18 protein-coding genes and 1 pseudogene are annotated in these 23,420 nt (G+C 73.4%); 6 read left to right on the forward strand and 13 right to left on the reverse strand.

Annotation, left to right across the window (positions count from 1 at the left end):
• The first annotated feature begins 47 nt into the window (after positions 1-47).
• The 6 genes from cobN (at position 48) to DN069_RS10890 (ending at position 8,961) form a co-directional block, all read left to right on the forward strand.
• A complete protein-coding gene (cobN, locus tag DN069_RS10865) occupies positions 48-3,740 on the forward strand; it encodes a cobaltochelatase subunit CobN (protein WP_243639083.1) in 3,693 nt (1,230 codons plus the stop codon).
• A gap of 50 nt (positions 3,741-3,790) precedes the next feature.
• Positions 3,791-5,824: a putative cobaltochelatase gene (locus tag DN069_RS10870; RefSeq protein WP_111500725.1), complete on the forward strand. Its 2,034-nt coding sequence runs from the start codon at positions 3,791-3,793 to the stop codon at positions 5,822-5,824.
• Positions 5,825-5,826: 2 nt separating this feature from the next.
• The gene (cobO, locus tag DN069_RS10875; RefSeq protein ID WP_111500697.1) at positions 5,827-6,423 is read left to right on the forward strand and encodes a cob(I)yrinic acid a,c-diamide adenosyltransferase; all 597 of its coding nucleotides are present in this window, start codon (positions 5,827-5,829) and stop codon (positions 6,421-6,423) included.
• Positions 6,424-6,428: 5 nt separating this feature from the next.
• A complete protein-coding gene (locus DN069_RS10880) occupies positions 6,429-7,808 on the forward strand; it encodes a cobyrinic acid a,c-diamide synthase CobB (RefSeq protein ID WP_424556271.1) in 1,380 nt (459 codons plus the stop codon).
• A 4-nt stretch (positions 7,809-7,812) separates the two neighbouring features.
• Positions 7,813-8,205 carry a YchJ family protein gene (locus DN069_RS10885; RefSeq protein WP_111500699.1) on the forward strand — a complete coding sequence of 131 codons (393 nt, stop codon included), beginning with the start codon at positions 7,813-7,815 and terminating at the stop codon, positions 8,203-8,205.
• A 75-nt stretch (positions 8,206-8,280) separates the two neighbouring features.
• Entirely contained in the window at positions 8,281-8,961 is a 681-nt protein-coding gene (locus tag DN069_RS10890; RefSeq protein ID WP_243639085.1) for a phosphatase PAP2 family protein, read from the forward strand.
• A gap of 7 nt (positions 8,962-8,968) precedes the next feature.
• Here the strand turns inward: DN069_RS10890 and DN069_RS10895 are convergent, their stop codons facing one another.
• From DN069_RS10895 to DN069_RS10955, 13 genes and pseudogenes are all read right to left on the reverse strand, one after another.
• Positions 8,969-10,294, reverse strand: coding sequence for a glutamate-1-semialdehyde 2,1-aminomutase (locus tag DN069_RS10895; RefSeq protein WP_111500701.1), 1,326 nt, complete (start codon positions 10,292-10,294; stop codon positions 8,969-8,971).
• Between the two features lie 7 nt (positions 10,295-10,301).
• Positions 10,302-10,853 carry a dTDP-4-dehydrorhamnose 3,5-epimerase family protein gene (locus tag DN069_RS10900; RefSeq protein WP_111500702.1) on the reverse strand — a complete coding sequence of 184 codons (552 nt, stop codon included), beginning with the start codon at positions 10,851-10,853 and terminating at the stop codon, positions 10,302-10,304.
• The gene (locus tag DN069_RS10905; RefSeq protein ID WP_111500703.1) at positions 10,850-12,070 is read right to left on the reverse strand and encodes a polysaccharide pyruvyl transferase family protein; all 1,221 of its coding nucleotides are present in this window, start codon (positions 12,068-12,070) and stop codon (positions 10,850-10,852) included. The genes DN069_RS10900 and DN069_RS10905 overlap by 4 nt, the downstream gene beginning before the upstream one ends.
• Positions 12,067-13,026, reverse strand: a complete 960-nt coding sequence (locus DN069_RS10910; RefSeq protein ID WP_111500704.1) for a glycosyltransferase family 2 protein — start codon at positions 13,024-13,026, stop codon at positions 12,067-12,069. The genes DN069_RS10905 and DN069_RS10910 overlap by 4 nt, the downstream gene beginning before the upstream one ends.
• Positions 13,023-14,257, reverse strand: a pseudogene (locus tag DN069_RS10915) (hypothetical protein). The gene DN069_RS10910 and the pseudogene DN069_RS10915 overlap by 4 nt, the downstream one beginning before the upstream one ends.
• A 74-nt stretch (positions 14,258-14,331) precedes the next feature.
• Positions 14,332-15,609, reverse strand: coding sequence for a DUF4910 domain-containing protein (locus DN069_RS10920; RefSeq protein WP_111500726.1), 1,278 nt, complete (start codon positions 15,607-15,609; stop codon positions 14,332-14,334).
• Positions 15,606-16,631 carry an NAD-dependent epimerase/dehydratase family protein gene (locus DN069_RS10925; protein ID WP_111500706.1) on the reverse strand — a complete coding sequence of 342 codons (1,026 nt, stop codon included), beginning with the start codon at positions 16,629-16,631 and terminating at the stop codon, positions 15,606-15,608. The genes DN069_RS10920 and DN069_RS10925 overlap by 4 nt, the downstream gene beginning before the upstream one ends.
• 3 nt (positions 16,632-16,634) lie before the next feature.
• Positions 16,635-17,282 carry a PIG-L deacetylase family protein gene (locus DN069_RS10930; RefSeq protein WP_111500707.1) on the reverse strand — a complete coding sequence of 216 codons (648 nt, stop codon included), beginning with the start codon at positions 17,280-17,282 and terminating at the stop codon, positions 16,635-16,637.
• Positions 17,279-18,082: a glycosyltransferase family protein gene (locus DN069_RS10935; protein ID WP_111500708.1), complete on the reverse strand. Its 804-nt coding sequence runs from the start codon at positions 18,080-18,082 to the stop codon at positions 17,279-17,281. Before DN069_RS10935 ends, DN069_RS10930 begins: the two co-directional genes overlap by 4 nt.
• Positions 18,079-19,314 carry a class I SAM-dependent methyltransferase gene (locus DN069_RS10940; RefSeq protein ID WP_111500709.1) on the reverse strand — a complete coding sequence of 412 codons (1,236 nt, stop codon included), beginning with the start codon at positions 19,312-19,314 and terminating at the stop codon, positions 18,079-18,081. Before DN069_RS10940 ends, DN069_RS10935 begins: the two co-directional genes overlap by 4 nt.
• The gene (locus DN069_RS10945) at positions 19,315-20,586 is read right to left on the reverse strand and encodes a glycosyltransferase family 4 protein (protein WP_111500710.1); all 1,272 of its coding nucleotides are present in this window, start codon (positions 20,584-20,586) and stop codon (positions 19,315-19,317) included. It lies immediately after the preceding gene.
• 2 nt (positions 20,587-20,588) lie between these two features.
• Complete coding sequence (locus DN069_RS10950) at positions 20,589-21,884, reverse strand: O-antigen ligase family protein (protein ID WP_243639087.1); 1,296 nt, start codon at positions 21,882-21,884, stop codon at positions 20,589-20,591.
• Complete coding sequence (locus DN069_RS10955) at positions 21,877-23,403, reverse strand: right-handed parallel beta-helix repeat-containing protein (RefSeq protein WP_111500711.1); 1,527 nt, start codon at positions 23,401-23,403, stop codon at positions 21,877-21,879. The genes DN069_RS10950 and DN069_RS10955 overlap by 8 nt, the downstream gene beginning before the upstream one ends.
• Positions 23,404-23,420: the final 17 nt, after the last annotated feature.

Below are 23,420 nucleotides of genomic sequence, written 5' to 3' on the forward strand. Positions count from 1 at the left end.
GCCATCAATTCGCACCAACCAGCAACACGAACGAGGGAGTTGACCGGGTGGCTGAGAACCGGGAGCGCGGGACCACGGTCCTGCTGCTGTCGACCGCCGACACCGACCTGCTCGCGGCACGCGCCTCCGGGGCGCGGTACCTGATCGGCAACCCGACCCGGACGGACGTCGCCTCCGAGCTCCCCGGGCTGCTCGCCGACGCGGACGTCGTCGTGGTCCGCCTGCTCGGCGGCCGCCGCGCCTGGGAGGACGGCCTGGACGCCATCGCCGCCTCCGGCGTGCCGACGGTGCTGCTGGGCGGCGAGGCCGTGCCGGACGCCGAGCTGATGGGCCTGTCCTCGGCCCCCGCGGGCGTCGTCGCCGAGGCGCTGCGCTACCTCGTCGAGGGCGGCGCGGCCAACCTCGCGGAGCTGGCCCGCTTCCTGTCCGACACGGTCCTGCTGACCGGCGAGGGATTCGCGCCTCCGCAGGCCATGCCGCAGTACGGCGTGCGGGGCGCCGGTGACGTCCGGGAGGGCCGTCCCACCGTGGGCGTGCTCTTCTACCGCGCCCACGAGCTGTCGGGGAACACCGCGTTCGTGGACACGCTGGTGCGGGCGATCGAGGCCAAGGGCGGCAACGCCCTGCCGATCTACTGCGGTTCGCTGCGTGGCGCCGACGCCGGTCTCTTCGAGCTGGTGGGCCGGTGCGACGCGCTGGTCACTACGGTGCTGGCGGCCGGCGGGACGGTGGCCGCGGACGCCTCGGCGGGCGGGGACGGCGAGGAGAGCTGGGACGTCGGGCAGCTCGCCGAGCTGGACATCCCCGTCGTCCAAGGCCTCTGCCTCACCACCTCCCGTGCCGTCTGGGACGAGTCCGACGCCGCGCTGTCGCCGATGGACGCGGCCATGCAGGTCGCCATCCCCGAGTTCGACGGCCGGCTGATCTCCGTGCCCTTCTCCTTCAAGGAGACCGGCGCCGACGGCATCCCCGTCTACGTCGCCGACGAGGAGCGTGCCGCCCGCGTCGCCGGGATCGCGCTGCGGCACGCCGCGCTGCGCCACAAGCCGAACGCCGAGAAGAAGCTCGCGATCGTCTTCACCGCCTACCCGACCAAGCACTCCCGCGTCGGCAACGCCGTCGGCCTGGACACCCCGGCCTCGGCCGTCCGCCTGCTCGACGCGCTGCGCGGCGCCGGCTACACCGTCGACGGCTACCCCGACAACGGCGACGAGCTGATCCATTCGCTCATCGCCGCAGGGGGCCACGACGTCGAGTGGCTGACGGAGGAACAGCTGCGGGCCGCGCCCGCGCGCGTGCCGCTCAAGGACTACCAGCAGTGGTTCGACGCGCTGGACGAGGAGTTGCGCGAGGGCGTGCTGGAGCACTGGGGCGAGGCCCCCGGCCAGCTCTACGTCGACGGCGACGAGATCGTGCTCGCCTCGCTGGCGTTCGGCAACGTCGTGCTGATGATCCAGCCGCCGCGCGGCTTCGGCGAGAACCCGATCGCGATCTACCACGACCCCGACCTGCCGCCGTCGCACCACTACCTCGCCGCCTACCGGTGGCTGGAGGCTGCGACATCGTCGGGCGGCTTCGGCGCCGACGCCGTGGTGCACCTGGGCAAGCACGGCACGATGGAGTGGCTGCCGGGCAAGGGCCTCGGCCTGTCGCGGGGCTGCGCGCCGGACGCGGTGCTGGGCGAACTGCCGCTGATCTACCCGTTCATCGTGAACGACCCCGGCGAGGGCACGCAGGCCAAGCGGCGCGGGCACGCCACCATCGTCGACCATCTGGTGCCGCCGATGGCGCGCGCCGACACCTACGGCGACCTGGCCAAGCTGGAGCAGCTGCTGGACGAGTACGCGCTGGTCAGCGACCTGGACCCGACCAAGGCCCCGGCTGTCCGCGCGCAGATCTGGACCCTCGTCAAGGCCGCCGAGCTCCACCACGACCTGCACGTGGACGAGCAGCCGGACGACGACGAGTTCGACTCGTTCGTCATGCACATCGACGGCTACCTGTGCGAGATCAAGGACGTGCAGATCCGCGACGGCCTGCACATCCTGGGCGGCGGCCCGGTGGACGAGGCGCGCGTCAACCTGGTGCTGGCGGTGCTGCGTTCGGCGCAGATCTGGGGCGGGCGCGCGGACGCGCTGCCCGGCCTGCGGGCCGCGCTGGCCACCCACTTCGGGCTGGTCGAGAAGGAGTTGCTGGGCGAGCCGGGCGCGGTCGTGACGGTCTCGCCGCAGCTGCGGGTGCTCGTGGACGGCCCGGCACGGACGGGCGCCGACGCGCTGGACCTGCTGGAGCAGCTGTGCCGGCGGCTCGCCGAGGGCATGGAGGCGCGGGGCTGGGCGGTCGAGGCCGCTCCGGGCCTGGTGCTGGAGGTGCTGGGCGGACCACTCGACACCGCCGTCGCGGTGCTGGAGTTCGCGGCCGAGGAGGTCGTGCCCCGACTGGCCCGCACCACCGACGAGTTGGACCACATCCTGCGCGCGCTGCGCGGCGGCTACGTGCCCGCCGGCCCGTCCGGCTCGCCGACGCGCGGGCTGGTCAACGTGCTGCCGACGGGCCGGAACTTCTACTCGGTCGACCCGAAGGCCATCCCGTCGCGCCTGAGTTGGGAGGTCGGGCATGCGCTCGCGGACTCGCTCGTCGCGCGCTACCTCCAGGACACCGGCGCCTACCCCAAGTCCGTGGGCCTCACGGTCTGGGGCACCTCCTGCATGCGCACCCAGGGCGACGACATCGCCGAGATCCTGGCGCTGCTCGGCTGCCGCCCGGTCTGGGACGACGCCTCGCGGCGCGTCACGGGCTTCGAGGTCGTGCCGCTCGCGGAGCTGGGCCGTCCGCGCATCGACGTGACCGTCCGCATCTCCGGCTTCTTCCGCGACGCCTTCCCGCACGTCGTCGCGCTGCTGGACGACGCGGTGCGGGCCGTGGCGGAGCTGGACGAGCCCGCCGACGCCAACTACGTGCGGGCGCACGTGGACGAGGACACGGTCGAGCACGGCGACCGCCGCCGCGCCACCGCCCGCATCTTCGGCTCCAAGCCCGGTGCCTACGGCGCGGGCCTGCTGCCGCTGATCGACGCCCGCAACTGGCGCTCCGACGCCGACCTGGCCGAGGTCTACGCCGTCTGGGGCGGCTACGCCTACGGCCGCGGCCTCGACGGCCGAGCCGCCCGTGGGGACATGGAGCAGGCGTTCCGCCGCATCTCCGTGGCGGCGAAGAACGTCGACACGCGGGAGCACGACCTGGTCGACGCGGACGACTACTTCCAGTACCACGGCGGCATGGTGGCGATGGTCCGTCACCTCACCGGCGACTCCCCCGCCGCCTACGTCGGCGACAGCGCCACGCCGAGCCAGGTCAAGACCCGCACCCTGGGCGAGGAGACGCACCGCGTCTTCCGCGCCCGCGTGGTCAACCCGCGCTGGATGGCGGCCATGCGCCGCCACGGCTACAAGGGCGCGTTCGAGATGGCCGCGACCGTCGACTACCTGTTCGGCTACGACGCCACGGCGGGCGTCGTCGACGACTGGATGTACGAGAAGCTGGCGGCGGAGTACGTCTTCGACCCCACCAACCAGGAGTTCATGCGCACGTCCAACCCCTGGGCGCTGCGCGGCATCACCGAACGGTTGTTGGAGGCGGCCGAGCGCAAGCTCTGGGCCGAACCCGACCAGGAGACGCTGGACCGGCTGCGAGCGACCTATCTGGAGCTCGAAGGCGACCTGGAAGGGGACGCGGAGTGACCACCACCGAGAACCAGGACGCCCGCTACCCGTTCACCGCCGTCGTCGGCATGGACGACCTGCGGCTCGCGCTGCTGCTGAACGCCGTCTCGCCGCAGGTCGGCGGGGTGCTGGTGCGCGGCGAGAAGGGCACCGCCAAGTCGACCATGGTCCGCGCGCTGGCCGGGCTGCTGCCCGCGATCGGCGTCGTGTCCGGCTGCCGCTTCGCCTGCGACCCCGCGTCGCCGGACCGGCAGTGCCCGGACGGGCCGCACGTGGGCACCGTGGCGGACGAGCGCCCGACCTCGCTGGTCGAACTGCCGGTCGGTGTCAGCGAGGACCGCATCGTCGGTTCGCTGGACCTGGAGCGTGCCCTCGCCGAGGGCGTCAAGGCCTACGAGCCGGGCCTGTTGGCAGCGGCTCATCGGGGCGTGCTCTACATCGACGAGGTCAACCTGCTCCACGACCACCTCGTGGACCTGCTGCTCGACGCGGCCGCGATGGGTCGCTCCTACGTGGAGCGCGAGGGCGTGTCGGTGCGGCACGCCGCCCGGTTCCTGCTCGTCGGGACGATGAACCCGGAGGAGGGCGAGCTGCGGCCGCAGCTGCTGGACCGCTTCGGGCTGACCGTCGAGATCGCCGCCACCCGCGAGCCCGAGCAGCGCGCGGAGGTCGTGCGGCGTCGCCTCGGCTACGACGCCGACCCGGACGGCTTCGCCGCACGCTGGCGTGACGAGGAACGGGCGTTGGCCCAGCACATCGTCACCGCACGGGAGCTGCTGCCGCAGGTGGTGCTCGGCGATGCGGCGCTGCGTCAGATCACCGCCGTCTGCGCGGCGTTCGAGGTGGACGGGCTGCGCGCGGACATCGTGATGGCCCGTACGGCCGTCGCGCTGGCCGCCTGGGCCGGCCGCACGCAGGTGCTGGCCGAGGACGTCCGCGTCGCCGCGCAGCTGGCGCTGCCGCATCGGCGACGCCGCAACCCGTTCGACGCACCGGGGTTGGACGAGGAGAAGCTGGACGAGACGCTCCAGCAGTTCGCGGGCGAGACCGCGGACTCCGAAGACGGTGAGACGGACCCCGACGGCGACCCCGATGGTGACGGCCCGGACGGTCCCGACAACGGCGGTGGTGGCGGAGGCGGGGGCCAGGACGCACCCGGCGGACCGGAGTCGGAGGCGTCCGCTCCCGAGAGCCCGGCCGATACCCCCGCCTCGGATCAGCCGCAGCCCACCGCCGGGGCGCCCGCTCCGCGCGAGGCGACGCCGGTCGCGGCCGACCAGCCCTACCGGACGCGGCTGTTCAAGGTGCCCGGCACCGGTCAGGGCGTGCAGGGCCGCCGCTCGCGCGCCGAGACCGACGGCGGGCACACCATCCGCGCGGCGCGCCCCACCGGCGCGCTCCAGCGCCTGCACCTGTCCGCCACGCTCCAGGCCGCCGCTCCGCACCAGCTCGCGCGCGGGCGCGACGGGCGCGCGCTGGTGTTGCGCCGTGACGACTTCCGCCAACAGGTGCGCGAGGGCCGCGAAGGCAACCTCGTCCTCTTCGTCGTCGACGCCTCGGGCTCGATGGCCGCGCGGCAGCGGATGTCGGCGGTCAAGGGCGCGGTGCTCTCCCTGCTGATGGACGCCTACCAGCGCCGGGACAAGATCGGGATGATCTCCTTCCGCGGCGCGAGCGCCGAGCTGCTGCTGCCGCCCACCTCCTCGGTCGAGGCGGGCGCGGCGCGGCTGGAGCTGCTGCCGACGGGCGGCCGGACACCGCTCGCGGCGGGGCTGCTGCGCGCCCACGAGACGCTCCGCGTCGAGCGGCTGCGCGATCCGCTGCGCCGTCCGCTCGTTGTGCTGGTGACGGACGGCCGCGCGACCGGCGCCCGCTCCGCGCTGGACGACGCCCGGCGCGCCGCGGGGCTGCTGGCCGCGTCCGGCGCGGCGAGCGTGGTGGTGGACTGCGAGAGCGGTCCGGTGCGGCTCGGACTGGCCGGCGAGCTGGCCGGTCACCTGCAGGCCCCGGCCGTCCGGCTGGACGAGTTGCGCGCGGACACCATGACCGCGCTGGTACAGACGATGACGACGCAGAAGACGATGCAGAAGAAGGCGGCGTAGCGATGCCCCAGGGACAGCCGACCAGCGTTCCCGACGACGGCCTGACCACGCGTCAGCGCCGCACCCTGCCCGTGCTGGCCGTCCACACCGGCCCCGGCAAGGGCAAGTCGACTGCCGCCTTCGGCATGGCGCTGCGTGCCTGGAACCAGGGCTGGCCGATCGGGGTGTTCCAGTTCGTCAAGTCCGCCAAGTGGAAGGTCGGCGAGGAGCACGCGCTGAAGGTCCTCGGTGCGAGCGACGAGGGCGGCACCGTCTCGTGGCACAAGATGGGCGAGGGCTGGTCCTGGGTCCAGCGCGAGATCGCCGAGTCCGAGGACGCGGCGCGCGAGGGCTGGGAGCAGGTCAAGCGCGACCTCGCCGCCGAGACCTACCGCTTCTACGTGCTCGACGAGTTCACCTACCCGATGCACTGGGGCTGGATCGACGTGGACGAGGTGCTGGAGGTGCTGGCCGATCGGCCCGGCTCGCAGCACGTCGTCATCACCGGCCGCTACGCGCCCGAGAAGCTCGTCGAGGCCGCCGACCTGGTCACCGAGATGACCAAGGTGAAGCACCCGATGGACGCCGGCCGCAAGGGGCAGCGGGGCATCGAGTGGTAGCGGACGTGCCGCGCGTCGTCCTGGCCGCGCCCGCCTCGGGCAGCGGCAAGACGACCGTGGCGACGGGCCTGATGGCGGCGCTGACCGCGCGCGGCCTGCGGGTCTCCCCACACAAAGTCGGGCCCGACTACATCGATCCCGGCTACCACGCGCTCGCCACCGGCCGTCCGGGGCGCAACCTGGACGCCTTCATGAGCGGCCCCGAGCGGATCGCGCCGCTGTTCCTGCACGGCGCGGCCGGGGCGGACGTGGCCGTCGTCGAGGGCGTGATGGGCCTGTTCGACGGCGCGGCCGGACGGGGCGAGTTGGCGTCCACGGCGCACGTCGCCAAGTTGCTGCGGGCGCCGGTGGTCCTGGTCGTGGACGGCTCCTCGCAGAGCCGGTCCGTGGCCGCACTGGTGCACGGCTTCGCGTCCTGGGATCCCGAGGTGCGGCTGGGCGGGGTGATCCTCAACCGGGTCGCCTCCGACCGGCACGAGGCGATGCTGCGGGAGGCGCTGGAGGAGGGCGGCGGCGTGCCGGTGCTCGGCGCGCTGCGGCGGACGGACGCGGTGGCGACGCCGTCGCGCCACCTGGGGCTGGTGCCGGCGGTCGAGCGGGACGCGGCGGCGCTGGAGGCCGTTCGGGCGATGGGCGAGCTGGTGGCCGCCGGGGTGGACCTGGACGCGCTGCTCGCCCTGGCTCGCAGCGCACCCGCTTTGCCGGACCTGCCGTGGGATCCGGTGGAGGAGATCACCGCTCTCGATCCTGAGCACGCGTCACAGCCGCGTCCCGTGATCGCGTTGGCGGGCGGTGCGGCGTTCTCGTTCTCCTACGCCGAGAACGCCGAGCTGCTCACCGCCGCCGGTGCGGAGGTGGTCACCTTCGACCCGCTGCACGACGAGAAGCTGCCCGAGCGCGCGTCCGCCCTCGTCGTCGGCGGCGGCTTCCCGGAGATCTACGCGTCGGAGCTCTCCGCCAACCAGGCGCTCCGCGACGAGATCACCGCTCTCGCGGCGTCCGGGGCGCCGATCGCGGCGGAGTGCGCCGGGCTCCTCTATCTCTGCCGCTCGCTGGACGGCGCCCCCATGTGCGGCGTCCTCGACGCGGAGGCGTGCATGTCCCCCCGCCTCACCCTCGGCTACCGCGAGGCCGTCGCCCTCAGCGACAGCCCCCTCGCGCCGGCGGGCCTGCGCCTCCCGGGACACGAGTTCCACCGCACCCGCACCGTCCCCGGATCCGGCCCCTCCCCTGCCTGGGGCTGGCGCCCCCACGACGGCAAGCTGACCACCGAGGGCTTCACCTCCCCGTCCCTGCACGCCTCCTACCTCCACCTCCACTGGACCGCCGCTCCGTCCGTCGCACTCCGCCTCGTCCGGCACGCGCGCGCCCACGCGGCAGAATGACCCCATGACCAGCACCGCCCTCTGCCCTTGCGGCACCGGCCGCCCCTACGCCTTCTGCTGCGGCCCCTTCCACGCGGGCAACGCCCAGGCCCCGACCGCCGAAGCCCTGATGCGCTCCCGCTTCTCGGCCTTCGCCAAGCGCGAGGTTCCCTACCTGCTGCGCACCTGGGCCCCGGAGACGCGTCCGCCGGCGATCGATCTCGAGCCGGACCTGCGCTGGGAGCGCCTGGAGATCGTGGGCACGACGGAAGGCGGCCCCTTCCACCAGCAGGGCACGGTCGAGTTCCGCGCCCACTTCCGCGAGGGCCGGGGCGGCGGGGTGCTCCACGAGAACAGCCGTTTCCGCCGCGAGGACGGCGCCTGGGTCTACGTCGACGGCGACATCCAGGACTCTTGACCAGCACATGAGTTGAGCGTCACGATGACCTGCGCCTGCTGCGGCGCGGAGGTCCGCACGGGGGCGGTGGGGAACGTGACGGAGACCCGGAGCCGCCCGGACGTCCGAGCGACTCCGCCTCCGGCGCTGCCCGCGTCACTGCGCGCACCGCTCGGCCTGGCCGCCGCGCTCGGCGCGCTCGTGGTCGTGCTGCTCGGGGTCGTCTCCGCGAGCCACAGCGAGCCGGGCCGGGTGGACACCTGGGTCCAGCCCGCCTCGACCGAGCTCTCCTCGCCGTGGCGGACCATCGCGCTGGCGCTGGACTTCCTGGGGCAACCGGTCGGCGCGGTGCTGCTGGTCGGCGTCCTCGCGGTGGGCTGCCTGCCGCTGCGCGGTCCTCGCGCGGCGGCGCTCGTGGTCGTCGGCGCCGGCCTGACGGTGGTGACGACGACGCTGCTCAAGCACCTGGTGGGGCGCACCATCCACGGCGACAACCTCTCCTACCCGAGCGGGCACACCGCCCTGCTGACCGCGCTCGCCCTCGCGGTGGCGCTGCCGGTGACCGGCCGGGCCCGGCTGGGCAGGACGGCCGGCACGCTGCTCGTCCTCACCGCGGCGCTGGTCGCCGGGGCCGCCGCGGGCTGGGCCCAGGTCTCCCTGGGCGCGCACTACCCGACCGACGCACTCGCCGGCTGGTGCACCGCACTGACGGTGCTTCCGGCGACCGCCTGGCTGATCGACCGGACCGTCGACGCCGCTCGGCCGGGGCGGCGCTGACGTCGGCTCACACCCGGCGACGGAAGGCGGGTTTCACCGGTCGCCCGCCCGTCCAGGGGGTGGGATCGGCGGCGTCCAGGGCCTTCCGGTACACCGCGCAGGCCTGGGCCACCGCCTCGACGGTGCGGTCGACGTCGTCCTCGCCGAGCGCGCTGCTCACCACGAACGACGGGGCCAGCACCCCGCCCAGCAGGAGCTGGCGCAGGAACAGGGTGCGGTAGGACTGCGACGGCTGCCGCTGCTCGTCGAGGGTGGCGAAGACCAGGTTGGCGGCCCGGCCGCGGACGACGACGTGCTCGCCGACGCCCATGGTGGCCGCGGCCTGGCGGACACCGGCGGCCAGGCGTTCGCCGAGGGCGGCCAGCCGGGCGCTGACGCCCTCCTCGACATAGGTGTCGAGCACGGCCATCGCCGCGGCCAACGCGTGCGTCTCCGCGCCGTGCGTGGTGGACAGCAGGAAGACCCGCTCGCCGCAGTGGCGCAGCCCGCCCCACTCCATCAGCTCGCGGCGCCCGGCCAGCGCGGCGACGGCGAACCCGTTGCCGAGCGCCTTGCCGAAGGTGGAGAGATCCGGGGTGACGCCGTAGAGGCCCTGGGCGCCGGCCTCGGACCAGCGGAAGCCGGTGATCATCTCATCGAAGACCAGGACGCAGCCGTGCCGGTCGGCCAGCTCGCGCAGCCCGGCGAGGTACCCGGGCGGAGGCTCGGTGGCGGTGGCGGGTTCGAGGATCAGGCACGCCACCTCCCCCTGGTGCCGGGCCAGCAGGGCCTCCGTGGCGGCCAGGTCCCCGTAGGGGAAGGCCACGGTGAGCGCGGTGGTCTCCGCCGGGATGCCGGCGGACATCGGCGTGGTGCCGATGAACCAGTCGTCGACGGAGAAGAACGGGTGGTCGGCGCAGACGGCCACCAGCGGACGTCCGGTGACGGCGCGGGCGAGGCGTACCGCGGCGGTGGTGACGTCGGAGCCGTTCTTGGCGAACTTCACCATCTCCGCGGTCGGCACCGTGGCCAGGAAGAGCTCCGCGGCCTCGACCTCGAGGATGGACGGCCGGACGAAGTTGCTGCCGCGGTCGAGCTCCCGCCGCACCGCCTCGGTGACGCGCGGGTGGGCGTGGCCGAGGCTGACCGACCGCAGGCCGGAGCCGTACTCGACGTACCGGTTGCCGTCGACGTCCCAGACGTGGGCGCCGCGGCCGTGGCTGATGACCGGCGCGAGGTTCTCGGGGTACTGGTCGTCGCCCTTGGCGTAGGTGTGCGCGCCCCCGGGGATCAGGGCGTGCAGTCGCTCGTTGGCCTGCCGCGAGCGGGGCAGGAGGAGCTCTTCGGAGTGCACACCGACCTCACTTCTCGTTCGTTCGGACGACCTCGGCGAGCCGGGGTGCGTCCGCGTCCCGCTTGGACATGGAGGTGACCGGCAGCGGCCAGGGAATGGCGAGTTCGGGGTCGTCGAAGGCGATCGTCACGTCCTCGGCCGGATCGTGCGGCCGGTCGATCCGGTAGGAGACGTCGGCAGTCCCGGTCAGCGCCTGGAAGCCGTGGGCGCAGCCCGCCGGGACGTAGAGGGTGGTCTGGGTCTCGCCGGACAGCTCGAAGAAGGCCCGGTTGCGATAGGTCGGCGAGCCCGGCCGCAGGTCCACGACGACATCGAAGACCTTGCCGTAGGAGCAGCGCACCAGCTTGGCCTCGCCGGCGCCGGAGCGCAGGTGCAGCCCGCGCAGGACGCCCTCGACCGAGCGGGAGACGCTGTCCTGGACGAAGGCGTCCGGGTCCAGGCCCACGGAGCGGAGCACGTCGGCGTCGAAGGTGCGGCAGAAGAAGCCGCGTTCGTCCGCGTGCGGTGTCGGCTCGAAGAGGTACGCGCCGGCGATGGCCGGGACCTCGGTCGCTTTCATCGGGCCTCCTGGGCGACCGGGAAGAGAGCCGCGGTCAGATCGGTGAACTGGTCCTGGACGCGCCGGGCGGCGACCACGTTCCGCTCGGCGAGGGTCTGCCGCAGCTGTGCCGAGTGCCGTTCCAACTCCCGGAACTGCTCCAGCAGTCGGTCGGCGTCGACGGCGCGGGCCGGGTGGCAGTACGCGGCCAGCCCCAGGTCCGCCATCAGCGCCTCGGTCTTGGCCGCGTAGCTGAGGGCGAGGGTGGGCGTGCCGACCTTCAAGGCGGAGATCAGGTTGTGGTAGCGGATCGCCACCACGGTCGCGGCGGCCGCCGTCTCCTTCATCAGGTCGGCCAGCGAGGTCACGTCGGCGGCGGTGAGCAGCGGCGAGGGCACCGCGTCGAGGATCGCGGCGACCACCGGCGCGTCCACCCCGTCGCCGTACAGCAGTCGGACCGGCCGGCCGTCCTCGACCAGCGTGCGGACGAAACGGATCGTCCCGTCGAGGTAGCGCCGGTGGATCTCGTCCGCCCGGGCGCGGTCGTCGTCGCTGCCGTGGTAGTCCATGACGCCGACGCAGACGGGTCCGCGCGGGTCCGCGGGGGCGCTCGCCGGAAGGGTGGGCAGCGCGAAGGCGAGGTCCGGGTAGACCCCGTCGCGCGCGGTGTTCACGCCCATCGCCCGCATCGCCTCCCGGGACGGGGCGTCCCGGTAGGACCGGTACCGGGCCAGCCGCGCCGACCAGCGCACCAGGGCGCGGGTCGCCGGGTTGCCGATCACGGCGGCGCCGACGCTGACCAGCGCGACCGGGGTGCCGAACAGCCGGCCGGTCGCGCAGAGCAGGAACAGCGCGTAGGGGAAGCCCCAGGGGCGCAACGGCAGCGTGGCCTCCAGGACGCCCATGCCCGGCACGATCACCACGTCGTGCCGGCGCACCCACGCGGCAGTGCGGGCGACGTCGAGGAGTTTGCCGAGGCTCTTCGTCGCGAGGGCGCCCGCCCGCGAGGCGGTGCGGTACTCGCCGCGGTTCCAGTGCATGCGTGTCGCGGGGATCCCGAACCGGGCGGAGACGAACTCGGGCCCGCCGCACAGCGCGTCCACAACGGCCTCCGGGTGCTCGGCGCTCAGGTGGCCGAGCAGGGCCTCCAAGGAGCCGTCGTTGCCCAGGTTGCCGGAGCCGAGCAGCCCGAACACCCCGATCCGCACCGGAGTTCGGGTCCCGTTCGCGGAGGTCATGCCCGCCTCCCCTCGCGCCCGGCGACCAGCTCGTCGACGGAGACGCTGAGCAGGCCGGGGTCGACCGGGGCGCGGTCCTCGACCCGCTCGCCGGCTCCGGGCCGGGCCCGGCTGGCCGCCCAGTCGACCAGGTGGCGGTAGCAGGCGCGCTTGTCGGCCGGGCTCAGCGGCGCCCGCCGGACCACCGAGACGAAACCCCAGACGTACTCGGCGAGCAGACGGGGTGTCGGGTGCAGCGGCCCGGCCCGGCGCGGGTCGAGGTTGACGCAGCGGGAGCGCTTGTCCGGGTTGGCCCGCTCGGCGCGGGTGGGGTGGTCGCGGCGGAAGTACAGCAGCTCCGGCACCTGGTGGAACGGCCCGTGCAGGGCGATCTCGGCGACGAAGGTGCGGTCGGCGTGGTGGTAGCTGTCGAGCGGCTTCACCCGGCGCAGCACGTCGGCGCGGATCACCCCGTAGTAGTCGTCGCCGCCGGGCTCGAACAGCAGGCTGCGGAAGCGCTCGGGCGCGCGGGGCGAGTCGGTGGCGATCCGGTACTCGTAGGGGACCTTGACCTTGCCGTCCTCGTCGACGACGGCCTCGTCGGCGTGCGCGAGGATCACCCCCGGTCGCTCGTCCAGCGCCTCCACGCAGCGCCGCAGCAGGTCCCGGGCGTAGAGGTCGTCGTGCGAGGCCCACTTGAACAGCTCGCCGCGGCTCTCGTCGAAGACGTGGCCGTGGTTCGGCGCGGCCCCGATGTTCCGGGGCAGCCGCAGGTAGCGGATGCGCGAGTCCCGCGCGGCGTACCGGCGGCAGATGTCCGCGGTCCCGTCGGTCGAGGCGTTGTCCGAGATGACGAGTTCGAAGTCCTCGAAGGTCTGGCCCAGCAGGGCGTCGAGCGACTCGGCGAGGTACTCCTCGCCGTTGTAGACGGGCAGGCCGATGCTCAGCCGGGGCCGGGCGGTCCTGGGCGCGGTCATGGCGTCCTCACTTCACGGATGGGTTCTCTTGGTGCTCGCGCAGGGCGGTCCGCAGTTGCAGCCACCACACGACCGAGCCGCTGAAGGTCGCGGCGGCGGCGCCCCAGGCGGAGCCGACGGTGCCGGCCACGGCCGCCCCGCCGATCCCGCCGCCCGCGTAGCAGGCGGAGGCGAAAAGCTGGCCGCGCAGGCTGCGCCGGGCCACGCCGAGCGCGCGCAGCCCGGCCGTCGCGCCGATGCCGAGGCTGGCGCCGGCGACGCTGAGGGTGGCCGGCACGATGAGCTGCTCGGAGGAGTGCCAGACCCCGCCGAGCAGGAGGTGGCCGACCCGGTCCGGCATCAGCAGCAGCGCCCCGCCCCAGAGCAGCGCCGCGACGGCCTGCCCGACGCTGAGCAGCAGGCAGAACTGGCCCAGCCGGTGCGGGGCCCGCCGCAGCACCCGCGCCGCCTCCGCCACGGTGACCAGGGACAGCCCGGTCAGCACCGCGTAGAACGGCCCGAGCAGCAGCTCGACGCCCCGGACCACCCCCACCGCGCTGACCCCGACGAGCGCGGTGAGTCCGGACGCCCGCAGCTGGTACGCGCCGCTGAGGCTGACGTTCTCGACCAGGTACCGGTAGCCGAGGTCGCGCTGCTCGCGCAGCCATCCGCGCACTCCGGTCACCTGCGGCCGGAGGCCGGACTGGAGGCAGCCGTAGCCCGCGGCCACCGCGGCGGAGGCGCCCCAGGCGAGCAGGAAGGCGGCCACGCTGCCCACCCGGGCCGCCACCACCATGGCCGGGATCAACGCCACGCCCCAGACGACGTCGTTGGCGAACGCCTTCCGCCCGGTGCCGGCCGCGAAGAACGAGAACCGCCAGGCGTCCTGGAGCAGCAGGCCCGGCAGGATGACGCCGAGGCTCACGTACGCGGACCCCACCTGGCCGCCGACGCCCAGGCCGAGCACCAGACACGCCGTGCCGAGCGCGGCCCCGACCCCGAGCGCGGTGCCCGTCGCCTTGGCCACCGCTCCGCGCCAGGACGCGACCGGCACACCGCTGAAGCGCACCATGAGCGGGTCGGTGGCCAGACCGCGGGAGACGTTGATGACCACGCCGTAGGTCGCCCACGCCAGGCTGAACACACCGAAGGCGGCCAGCCCCAGCGAGCGGGCGACATAGATCCCCACCGCGAAGTTGCTGAGGCTGCAGGCCGCCTGGTCGGCCAGCCCCCAGGACAGCCGGCCGGCCACGGCCCGCGTGGCGGTCCGCCAGGCGGGGGCGGCTCCGGTCGCGGTCCCCGGCGGCGCCGTCCCGCTGTCCGTGGTCACGGGCTCCCCGCCTTGATCAGCCCGGCCTCGTCCAGGGCGTCGGCCGCGGCGGCCACCGACGCGAACGGCAGGCCGGACCGCTCGGCGACGTCCAGCAGGCTGTGCTCTCCGTCGGAGAGGTTGAGCACCCACAGCATGGCCAACTGGGCGTCCTTCGCGTCGCTGCGGCCGCCGAGCGACCCGTACAGCCCTCGGCGGCCCAACTGCGGTTCGCCGTAGGGGCTGAGGTTGAGGTAGCGCCGGTTGCGGTCCAGCACCGCGCAGGCCTCGCGGCAGACGGCCAGGGTGTCGGCCATCGCCTCCGGGGAGACGAAGTCCAGGTTGTCCGCCGAGGTGTGGTACTCGGGGTAGCCGGCGTACGGGGTCCGGGTGAGCGAGCCCACGCCGAGGTCGAAGCCGGGTGAGCAGAACTGCCGCTCGTCGTAGCCGTAGGGCGTGAACTCCACGACGCGGTGCGGGCGTTCGGATGCGGTCAGCACGTGCTGCAGCACCCGGTCGATGTCCGCGTCGCCGCGCCTGCTCCGCTTGTACGTCAGCTGCCCGGGGTCGCCCGCGCAGGCCAGCACCAGCCCGTGGCGGACCCGTTCCACTCGGTTGCGGGCCAGCCAGGTGATCGCCCCGATGGTGCCGGGGGCGAACAGGAAGCGGTAGGTGTACCACGGGGTCCGCTCCGCCAACTCCCGGGCCAGGAAGGTCGCCACCGCGATCCCGGCCAGATTGTCGTTGGCCAGCGAGGGGTGGCAGACGTGGCAGGAGACGATCACCTCCTCGGCGACCTGACCGGGCACCACGTGCTCGGCGTAGGTGAGGTGGCCGTCCGCGAGGGTGGAGTCGATCCGCACCTCGTACTCGCCGTCCGGCAGCGCGTCCAGGGTCTCCTGGGACAGGCAGAACCCCCACGTCGGCGCGTAGTAGCTGGTGCGGTAGGGCACCAGGGTCGGCTGCTCCGGCAGGGTGTGCAGATGGGCGCGGAGCTCGGCGAGCGGCATGGTGGCCGACACCGGCACGCTGTAGCCGAGCACGTGGAGGTTGGACGCGGCGAAGTCGACGACCCGGCGGCCGGTGGTGTCGGCGACGTACGCGTCGCGGATGTTCCACTCCTGCGGCACCGTCCAGTCGAGCACCTGAGTCCCCGTCGGCACCTCGTGCACGTCCAGCGGCAGGTACTCGCCGACGATGTCCAGGGTGGCGCGCACCCCGTCGCCGGTGATGCTCCGGCAGAGCGGGTACAGCCGCTCCACCAGCCCGTACATGTCCTCGCCGGTCGAGCTCATCGGCGCCACCGCAGGGTCTCGTCGACGGACCCGGCCTCGGCGGCCGCGCGGAGCACGGCCAGCCGGGTGAAGCGCCGCTCGAAGTCCACCGCGGTCAGCCCGTGGGCCCGGTAGGCGTCGGCGAGTTCGAGCGCGCCGCGTTTGACCGACCACTCGCAGTCGAAGCCGGGCACCGCGGCGCGGAACCGGGAGAAGTCCACCCGGTACGAGCGCGGGTCGGCGCCGGTCTCCCCGGTGATCACCACCTGTGACCCGGCGACGGCCTCGGCGACCTGACCGGCGATCTCGGCGACCGTGACGTTGTTGCTCTCGCTGCCAATGTTGAACGCCCGGTCGTGCACCGCCTCCCGGGGCGCTTCGAGGGCGGCCGTGAAGGCCCGCGCGATGTCGGCGGCGTGCACCAGCGGGCGCCACGGGGTGCCGTCGGAGAGCACCCGGACCTCGCCGGACAGGCAGGCGTGGCCCACCAGGTTGTTCAGCACGATGTCGGCGCGGAGCCGGGGCGAGTGGCCGAACGCGGTGGCGTTGCGCATGTACACCGGGGTGAAGTCCCCGTCGGCCAGCGCGTGCAGGTCGTCCTCCACCCGCACCTTGGACTCCGCGTAGGGCGTCACCGGGCGCAGCGGGGCGTCCTCGGCGACCAGGTCGTCGCCGCCGGCGGCTCCGTAGACCGAGCAGGTCGAGGCGTACAGGAACCGTCGTACCCCGGCGTCGCGGGCCAGCCGGGCCAGCCGCACGGACGCGCGGTGGTTGATGTCGTAGGTGAGCTCGGGCGCCAGCGACCCCAGCGGGTCGTTGGAGAGCGCGGCCAGGTGGATCACCGCGTCCACGCCCGCCAGGTGGTCGGCCGTGACGTCGCGCAGGTCCACCCGCACCCCGGGCGGGTCGGCGGGCGTCGGGCCCAGCACGCAGTCGGCGAAGAGGCCGGCGTCGAGGCCGACGACCTCGTGTCCGGCGGCGGTGAGGATCGGGGCCATCACGGTGCCCAGGTAGCCCTGGTGTCCGGTCAGCAGCACGCGCACGGGTCAATCCCCCAGGTTCAGAGTGAGTTTGGTGACGGCGAACGCCTCGGCGTAGCGCGCGTGGCATTCGATGCCACGGATCCGGGCGAGCCCGAGGAAGGCCTCGCGGTCGTACCAGGGCCGGTGCCGTTGTGAGGGGTAGTGCTCCTGCAGCAGCCGCACCTTGCGCTCGGCCGTGTCCGGCGAGAGCGGCTGGTAGGCGGCCGGGCGGCCGAGATCGCCGTCCCACTTGGTGATCTCGTAGCCGAGCACGAGGTGGTCGCGGAAGGCGGTGGTCATCAGCTTCGCGAGGCCCCGGTGGTCCTGGTGCGCGTCGTCGGTGCGTGGCGCCAGCACCAGGTCGGGGTCGCTCTGCGCGCGCAGCTCCTCGACGGCCGCCTTGGCCTCGTCCCAGTGCGCGGGCAGCCGTCCGTCCGGCACCTTGTGGACGGTCAACCGGAGTTCGGCGTCCGGGCAGAAGGCGGCGAGCGCGGCGTGCTCCTCCCGTTCCCGCTCGGTGCCACCGCCGGAGAGCACCATGGCGTCCACACGCAGGCCCGGCCGGGCGCGGCTCATGGCCAGCAGCGTGCCGCCGGCGCCGATGGCGATGTCGTCGCAGTGCGCGCCCACCGCGACGATCCGGTGCAGCCGCCCGGTCCCGAGCCGGATCACGCGGTACCCACCGCGGCGCCGTCCCGGTCCCGTTCCCAGACGACCCAAGGGCGGTCGCCACGGGTGTAGGCGGCGTCGAGCTGGGCCCGCTCCTTCACGGTGTCGGTCGGCTTCCAGAAGCCGCGGTGCCGGTAGGCGGCCAGCCGGCCGCGCTTGGCCAGTTGGGCGCAGCCGTCGGCCACCAGGTCGCCGTTCTCCGGGATGTGGTCGAAGACCTCCTGCCGGAGCACGAAGTAGCCGCCGTTCTCCCACAGCGGCATCTCGCTGACCGCGGTGATGCCGCCCACCATGCCGTCCTCGCCCAGGTCCACGCAGTGGAACGAGGACTGCGGCGGCACCACCATCAGCGACGCGCCGGCGTCGACCCCGGCGAACCGGTCGATCATCTCCGGCAGCGGGGCGTCGGTGAGCACGTCGGCGTAGTTGGCGAGGAACATCTCGTCGCCGTCCAGGTGGTGCCGCACCCGGCGCAGCCGCTCACCGATCGGCGACTCGATCCCGGTCTGCGCGAAGGTGATCGTCCAGTCGGCGATGTCCGTGGACAGCAGCTCGGTCCGGCCGTAGCGCAGCACGAAGTCGTTGGAGGTCGTCTCCTCGTAGTTGAGGAAGAACTCCTTGATGTGGTGCGCCCCGTAGCCGAGGCAGAGGATGAAGTCCTTGTGCCCGTAGTGCGCGTAGTAGCGCATGACGTGCCAGATCAGCGGGCGCGGGCCGACCATCGCCATGGGCTTGGGGGTGTCGTCGGAGGCGCCGTTGCGCATGCGCTGTCCGTAACCGCCGCAGAACAGGACGACCTTCATCGCTCCACCTCGACAATGCTCAGTTCCGGGATGGGAAAGACCAGTCGGCCGCCCCAGGCGTGCACGAACGCGAGTTGCTCGACCAGTTCGGCCCGCAGGTTCCACGGCAGGACGAGCACGTAGTCGGGCCGGTCGACGGCGATCTGCTCGGGCGGCAGGATCGGAATCCGGGTGCCGGGGGTGAACCGGCCGTGCTTGTAGGGGTTCCGGTCCACCGTGTACGGCAGCAGGTCGGGCCGGATGCCGCAGTGGTTGAGCAGGGTGTTGCCCTTGCCCGGGGCGCCGTAGCCGACCACCGTCTCGCCGCGGTCGGCCGCCTCGATCAGGAACCGCAGCAGGTCCCGGCGGACCTTGGCCACCCGGGCGGAGAACTCGGTGTAGCCGGACAGCTCCTGCAGCCCGGCCGCCTTCTCCCTGGCCAGCACGTCGAGCACGCGCTGGGTCGGCTCGCCCGCCGCCTCCGCCGGCCTGGCCCAGAGCCGGACGGAGCCTCCGTGCGTCGGCAGCAGCTCGACGTCCACCAGGGTCAGGCCGCCGCTCGCCAACGCGCGGATCGCGGACGCGACCGTGTAGTACTGGAAGTGCTCGTGGTAGATGGTGTCGTACTGGTTCTGCTCAATCAGGGTCAGCAGGTGCTGCACCTCGATCGAGACCCAGCCGTCGTCGGCGACCAGGGCCCGCAGCCCCTCGGTGAACCCGACCACGTCCGGGATGTGCGCGTACACGTTGTTCGCCACGACCAGGTCCGCCGGACCGTGCTCGGCGCGGACCGCCGCACCGGTGTCCGGGGAGAGGAACGCGGTGAGCGTGGGCACCCCGGCCTCCCGCGCCGTGGCACCGACGTTCGCCGACGGCTCGATGCCGAGGCACCGGATGCCGCGGTCCACCACATGCCGCAGCAGGTAGCCGTCGTTGCTCGCGACCTCGGTCACGAAGGCGTCCGGTCCGAGGTCCAGCCGCCGGACCGCGTCGGCGACGAAGGTCCGGGCATGCTCCACCCAGGAGGTCGAGTAGGAGGAGAAGTACGCGTACTCGGTGAACGTCTCCTCCGGCGTGACCAGCGGCGGGATCTGCGCCAGCCAGCAGTCGGTGCAGACCCGCAGGTGCAGCGGGTACGCCGGCTCCGGCCGGTCCAGTTCGTCCGCCGCGAGAAAGCTCTCGCACGGCGGTGTCGCCCCCAGGTCGACGACGCTGGCCAGCGCCGCCGAGCCGCAGAGTCGGCATCGGGTCATCTACTGCCCCCCATCCGCGCTCGCGCGGGCATCCCCGCGCGAGGCTGTTTCTCCCGGTTCCACCGGCGGCGCGAAGTCCCCGCCGCCGGACCGCTCCGCGATCGCGGAGCGGTACCCCTCCACCAGTCGCTCCAGCCCGACAGCCGGGCTGAAACCCTGCTCGTAACGGCGCCGGGCCGCTTGGCCCATCGCCTGTCCGCGCGCCGGATCGGCGGTGATCCGGCGGATGCACGACGCGAGCGAGTCGGCCTCGCCCGGCCGGTGCAGCAACCCGGTCACCCCGTCCTCGACGAGCTCGACGAAGGCCCCGTGGCCGGCCGCGACGGTGGGGACCCCGGCCGCCATCGCCTCGACGACCACCAGGCCGAAGGCCTCCAGCCACGTCGAGGGGGCCACCACCGCGACCGACCGTGCGAGCAGCGCCCGGCTCTCCGCCCGGTCGCACAGGCCGAGGTGGCGCACGTCCTGACGGCCCGCCGCCCAGGCGGCGACCTCGCCCTCCAGTGGCCCCGCGCCGGCGACCACCAGCGGCACACCCACGCCGCCGTCCGCTGCGAGCGCGTCCCAGGCGGCCATGAGCAGCCGCAGCCCCTTGGCCTCCGCCAGCCGGCCGAGGAAGAGCACGTGTTCGCCGGCCCCGACCCGGAGCGCACCCGGGTCCGGCACGAAGTTGTGCTTCACCGCCAGCCGTTCGGCCGGCATGCCGGCCCGCACCAGGACGTCGCGCTGCGCCGCGGAGATGCAGAAGAAGCGCTCCACCCCGGACCACCACCGCCGCCGGTTGACCGCCAGGCTGACCGCCAGCGGCACCGTCGCCAGTCGGGAACCCCGGTAGCAGCCGTGCCGGACCGCGGGCAGCGGGGCCGACCCGACGCACTCGCCGCACGGCCGCCCGTCCCGCTGCAGCGTGCCGGGCGGGCAGACCTGGGTGTAGTTGTGCAGCGTGGCGACGACGGGCACGCCGACGTCGGCGCAGGCGGCCAGCACCGCGGGCGACAGCAGCGGGAAGACGTTGTGGACGTGCACGACATCCGGCCGCTCGGTACGGAGCCGGGCGGCGAGCTCCGCGCGGACCGCCGGGTTCCACGGCACCAGCAGCGGCACCGCCACCTTGCCCGCCAGGGACCTGCGGGCGATGTCGTCGCTGCGGCGCTCGAGCACCTCGGCCCGGTGGCCCGCCTCGCGCAGCAGACCCACCTCCTGGTCGACGACGTTGTTCTCCCCGCTCGGCTGCCCCGAGGAGTAGCGGTTGTGCACGACGAGGACGTGCATGCTCAGGCCACCTCCCTTCCTGCCGTGGTGTGTTCTGCCGTGGCGCGTTCTGCCGTGGGGCCGGCCGCGGTGGTGCCGGGGGCCCGGGGTCGGGGCCGCCGAGGCCGGGGCAGCGGGGGCACCGGGACGTTCACCGCCTGGGCGGGAGCCGCCAACAGCGAGGCGGCCAGGGCCAGATGCAGCAGATAGGGAGACGCGTCGCCCAACCCGGCCTCGGTGTAGGAGGCGGACACGCAGTAGCTGATCAGGAAGATCGCGCAGGCCCGCGCCAGCGACGGCGGCCGCAGCAGCGCGATGCCGCCCAGCACCAGCAGGAACGCGGCCACCAGCGCGACGCCGACCAGGCCCTGCTCGTGGAAGACGGCCAGCCAGCTGTTGTCGATCGGCAGCCCGCCGTACGACTTGTCGCCCAGGCCCACCCCGAACGTCGTCTCCAGGGCCGTCCGAGGGGCCGTCAGCAGGGCGTCCCAGACCTTGGCCCGGCCGGTGAGACTGCTGAAGTTGTCCTGGCTCTGTCCGCGCAGGAACCACGTCTGCAGCGCCGAACTGAACCCGACCGCCGCCACCAGGGCGATCAGCACCGTCCAGGAGAAGAACCGGCGCGCGGCGGCGCTGGTCAGGATGAGCGAGCCGATCGCCAGCACCAGACCGACGATCAGGCCGAGGGTGGCCGTCCGGGTGTGGGTGAGCGCCAGCAGGACGAACGACGGCACGATGACGACCGCCGCACTGCGCCAGGTGGTCTGCCGGCCCAGCGCGAGCAGCACCGCGAGTCCGATGATCACCGCGGCGTACTGCCCGATCTGTGGCGGGGTGAGCGGCCACAGATCGCCGACCAGTCGCCCGCCGTAGAGATCGGGCAGGGCCGCGCCCGGTGAGACGGCGAGGCCCGCGGCCACCGTCACCAGCACCGCGAAGTACCACCGGACGTGATGCCGGACGAAGCCCAGGCCACCGTCCCACCAGCGGCTGAGCAGCCACAGCGTGCCGACGAAGAGCGTCAGCCGGAAGCAGCGGAACAGCGAGCCGAGCCCGGACTCCAGGCGGGCGCTGGACACCACGCTCGCCACCAGGAGCAGGGTCAGCAGCAGCAGGTAGGCGCTGGTGCGGATGCGCACCCGGGGGTTGAGGACCAGCGCCAGCAGGAAGGCGCTGACCAGCGCTCCCATGGTGACCATCTGGATGAAGGAGCGGGGCAGCGGGACGATGGTCTTCGCGCCGGCGGAGCCGAGCGTGTTGAGGATCAGCAGGCCCCAGACGGTCCCGACGGTCTTCGGTGTGCCGCTGGCTTCAGCCATCGTAGTCACCGTCCCCGGGACGGTAGGTGCTGCCCGCGTCCTGCTGGTAGGGCGTGTCCCGCCACCGCGCGTAGTCGATGGTCTGGCTCGCGTCGTGGACGACGAAGCTCCACGGTCCGACGTAGAGGTTGTCGTGCCAGACGTTCTGCTGCTTGAAGGTGATCGCGTCGGCCACCCGGTCGCCCTGGTAGGGCGACCAGTCGGGATAGGTGCCGTAGTTGGAGAGCAGGGCCATCCGGCCGCAGCTCCCCGGGCACTCGGCGGCGTCCGCGCCCAGCACGAAGCGGTTGTCGTGGATGTCCACCCGCTGGGTCCGCCACCGGCAGTCGTCGTAGAGCGGAGCGGCGGCGATCCCCGGCCGCACACAGCTGCCGGCGGACTTCACCAGCAGCGTGCAGTCACCCGAGGAGGTGTTGGCGGGGCTGTTGCAGAACCGGTCGGCGTTCTCCCACAGGGTGATCCCGGAGAAGTTGTCGTCCAGCAGGTTGCCGTAGATGTCGATCTTGTTCGTGCGGGCCGGGATCCGCGGTTCGCCGCCGGACTCAGAGACGTAGACCGATCCGTAGGGGAAGTCGTCGCCGCGGTCGGCGTACGCGCGTCCCTCGACCCAGGTGTTCCGCCGGATCGTGTTGTTCCGGATGACCGCGTTGTAGCTGATCTCGTAGATCAGCGCGGGGCCGTCGTTGGCCTCGATCACGTTGTCCTCGATGAGGAAGTCGTTGTTGTTCGTGTCCGCCCACAACCCGGCCCCCCGGTTGTCGTGCACCCAGTTGCCGCGGACGTCGGCGCCGTTGACGGCCCAGAACTTGACGCCCCCGGAACAGCCGCACCCCGGGCGCCTGTGCTCCCAGTCGTCGGTGTTGTTGCCGGTGATCTCGTTGCCCTCCAGCACCAGACCGGTGAGGGCGCCGGTGCCCTTGTAGGCGTTCATGCCGTACTGGCCGTTGGCGCGCAGACAGCTGTCGCGGACCTGCTGATGGGCGCCGGCCATCAGCCCGGCGCCGGAGTTCTCCTGCACCGTCGCGTGGTCGATCACCCAGCCGTCGGCCGAGTCGTGGTTGACCACTCCCTCGTCGGGCGGGGCGACGAAGTGCTGCACCGTCAGGTCGCGGATCACGACGCCGGTGGCGGGGCCGCTGAACGCGTACGCGTTGACCTTCCGGCCGTCGAGCACCGCGCCGGGCGCGCCGAGATAGACGTCCCCCTCCTTGGGGACGACCTGGGCGTAGCGGTCCGGCTTCAGGGTGTGGGTGCCCGGTCGGAGCCAGAACGTGGTGTGCGGAGGGCTGTCGAGGGTCTTCGTGGCCAGGTCGCCGACCACCGCCGGGTCGACCGTCACCGCGCCCGCGGGCGCCTGCGCCGGTCCGGCCGCGGGTGCGGCGCACACCCGGGCCACGGGCGCGGCGGACGTGGAGGGCACAGCAGAGGGCACCGTGCCCGTGCCCGGCGTGCTCACACAGCCGGCCAACGCCAGCAGAGCCGCCACCGGCCACGCGAGCGACAGCGTCCGACGCCGCATCGTGCCCCCCACCCGTC

Source organism: Streptacidiphilus pinicola (assembly GCF_003258295.1).
In the GTDB taxonomy this organism is placed as follows: Bacteria; Actinomycetota; Actinomycetes; order Streptomycetales; family Streptomycetaceae; genus Streptacidiphilus; species Streptacidiphilus pinicola.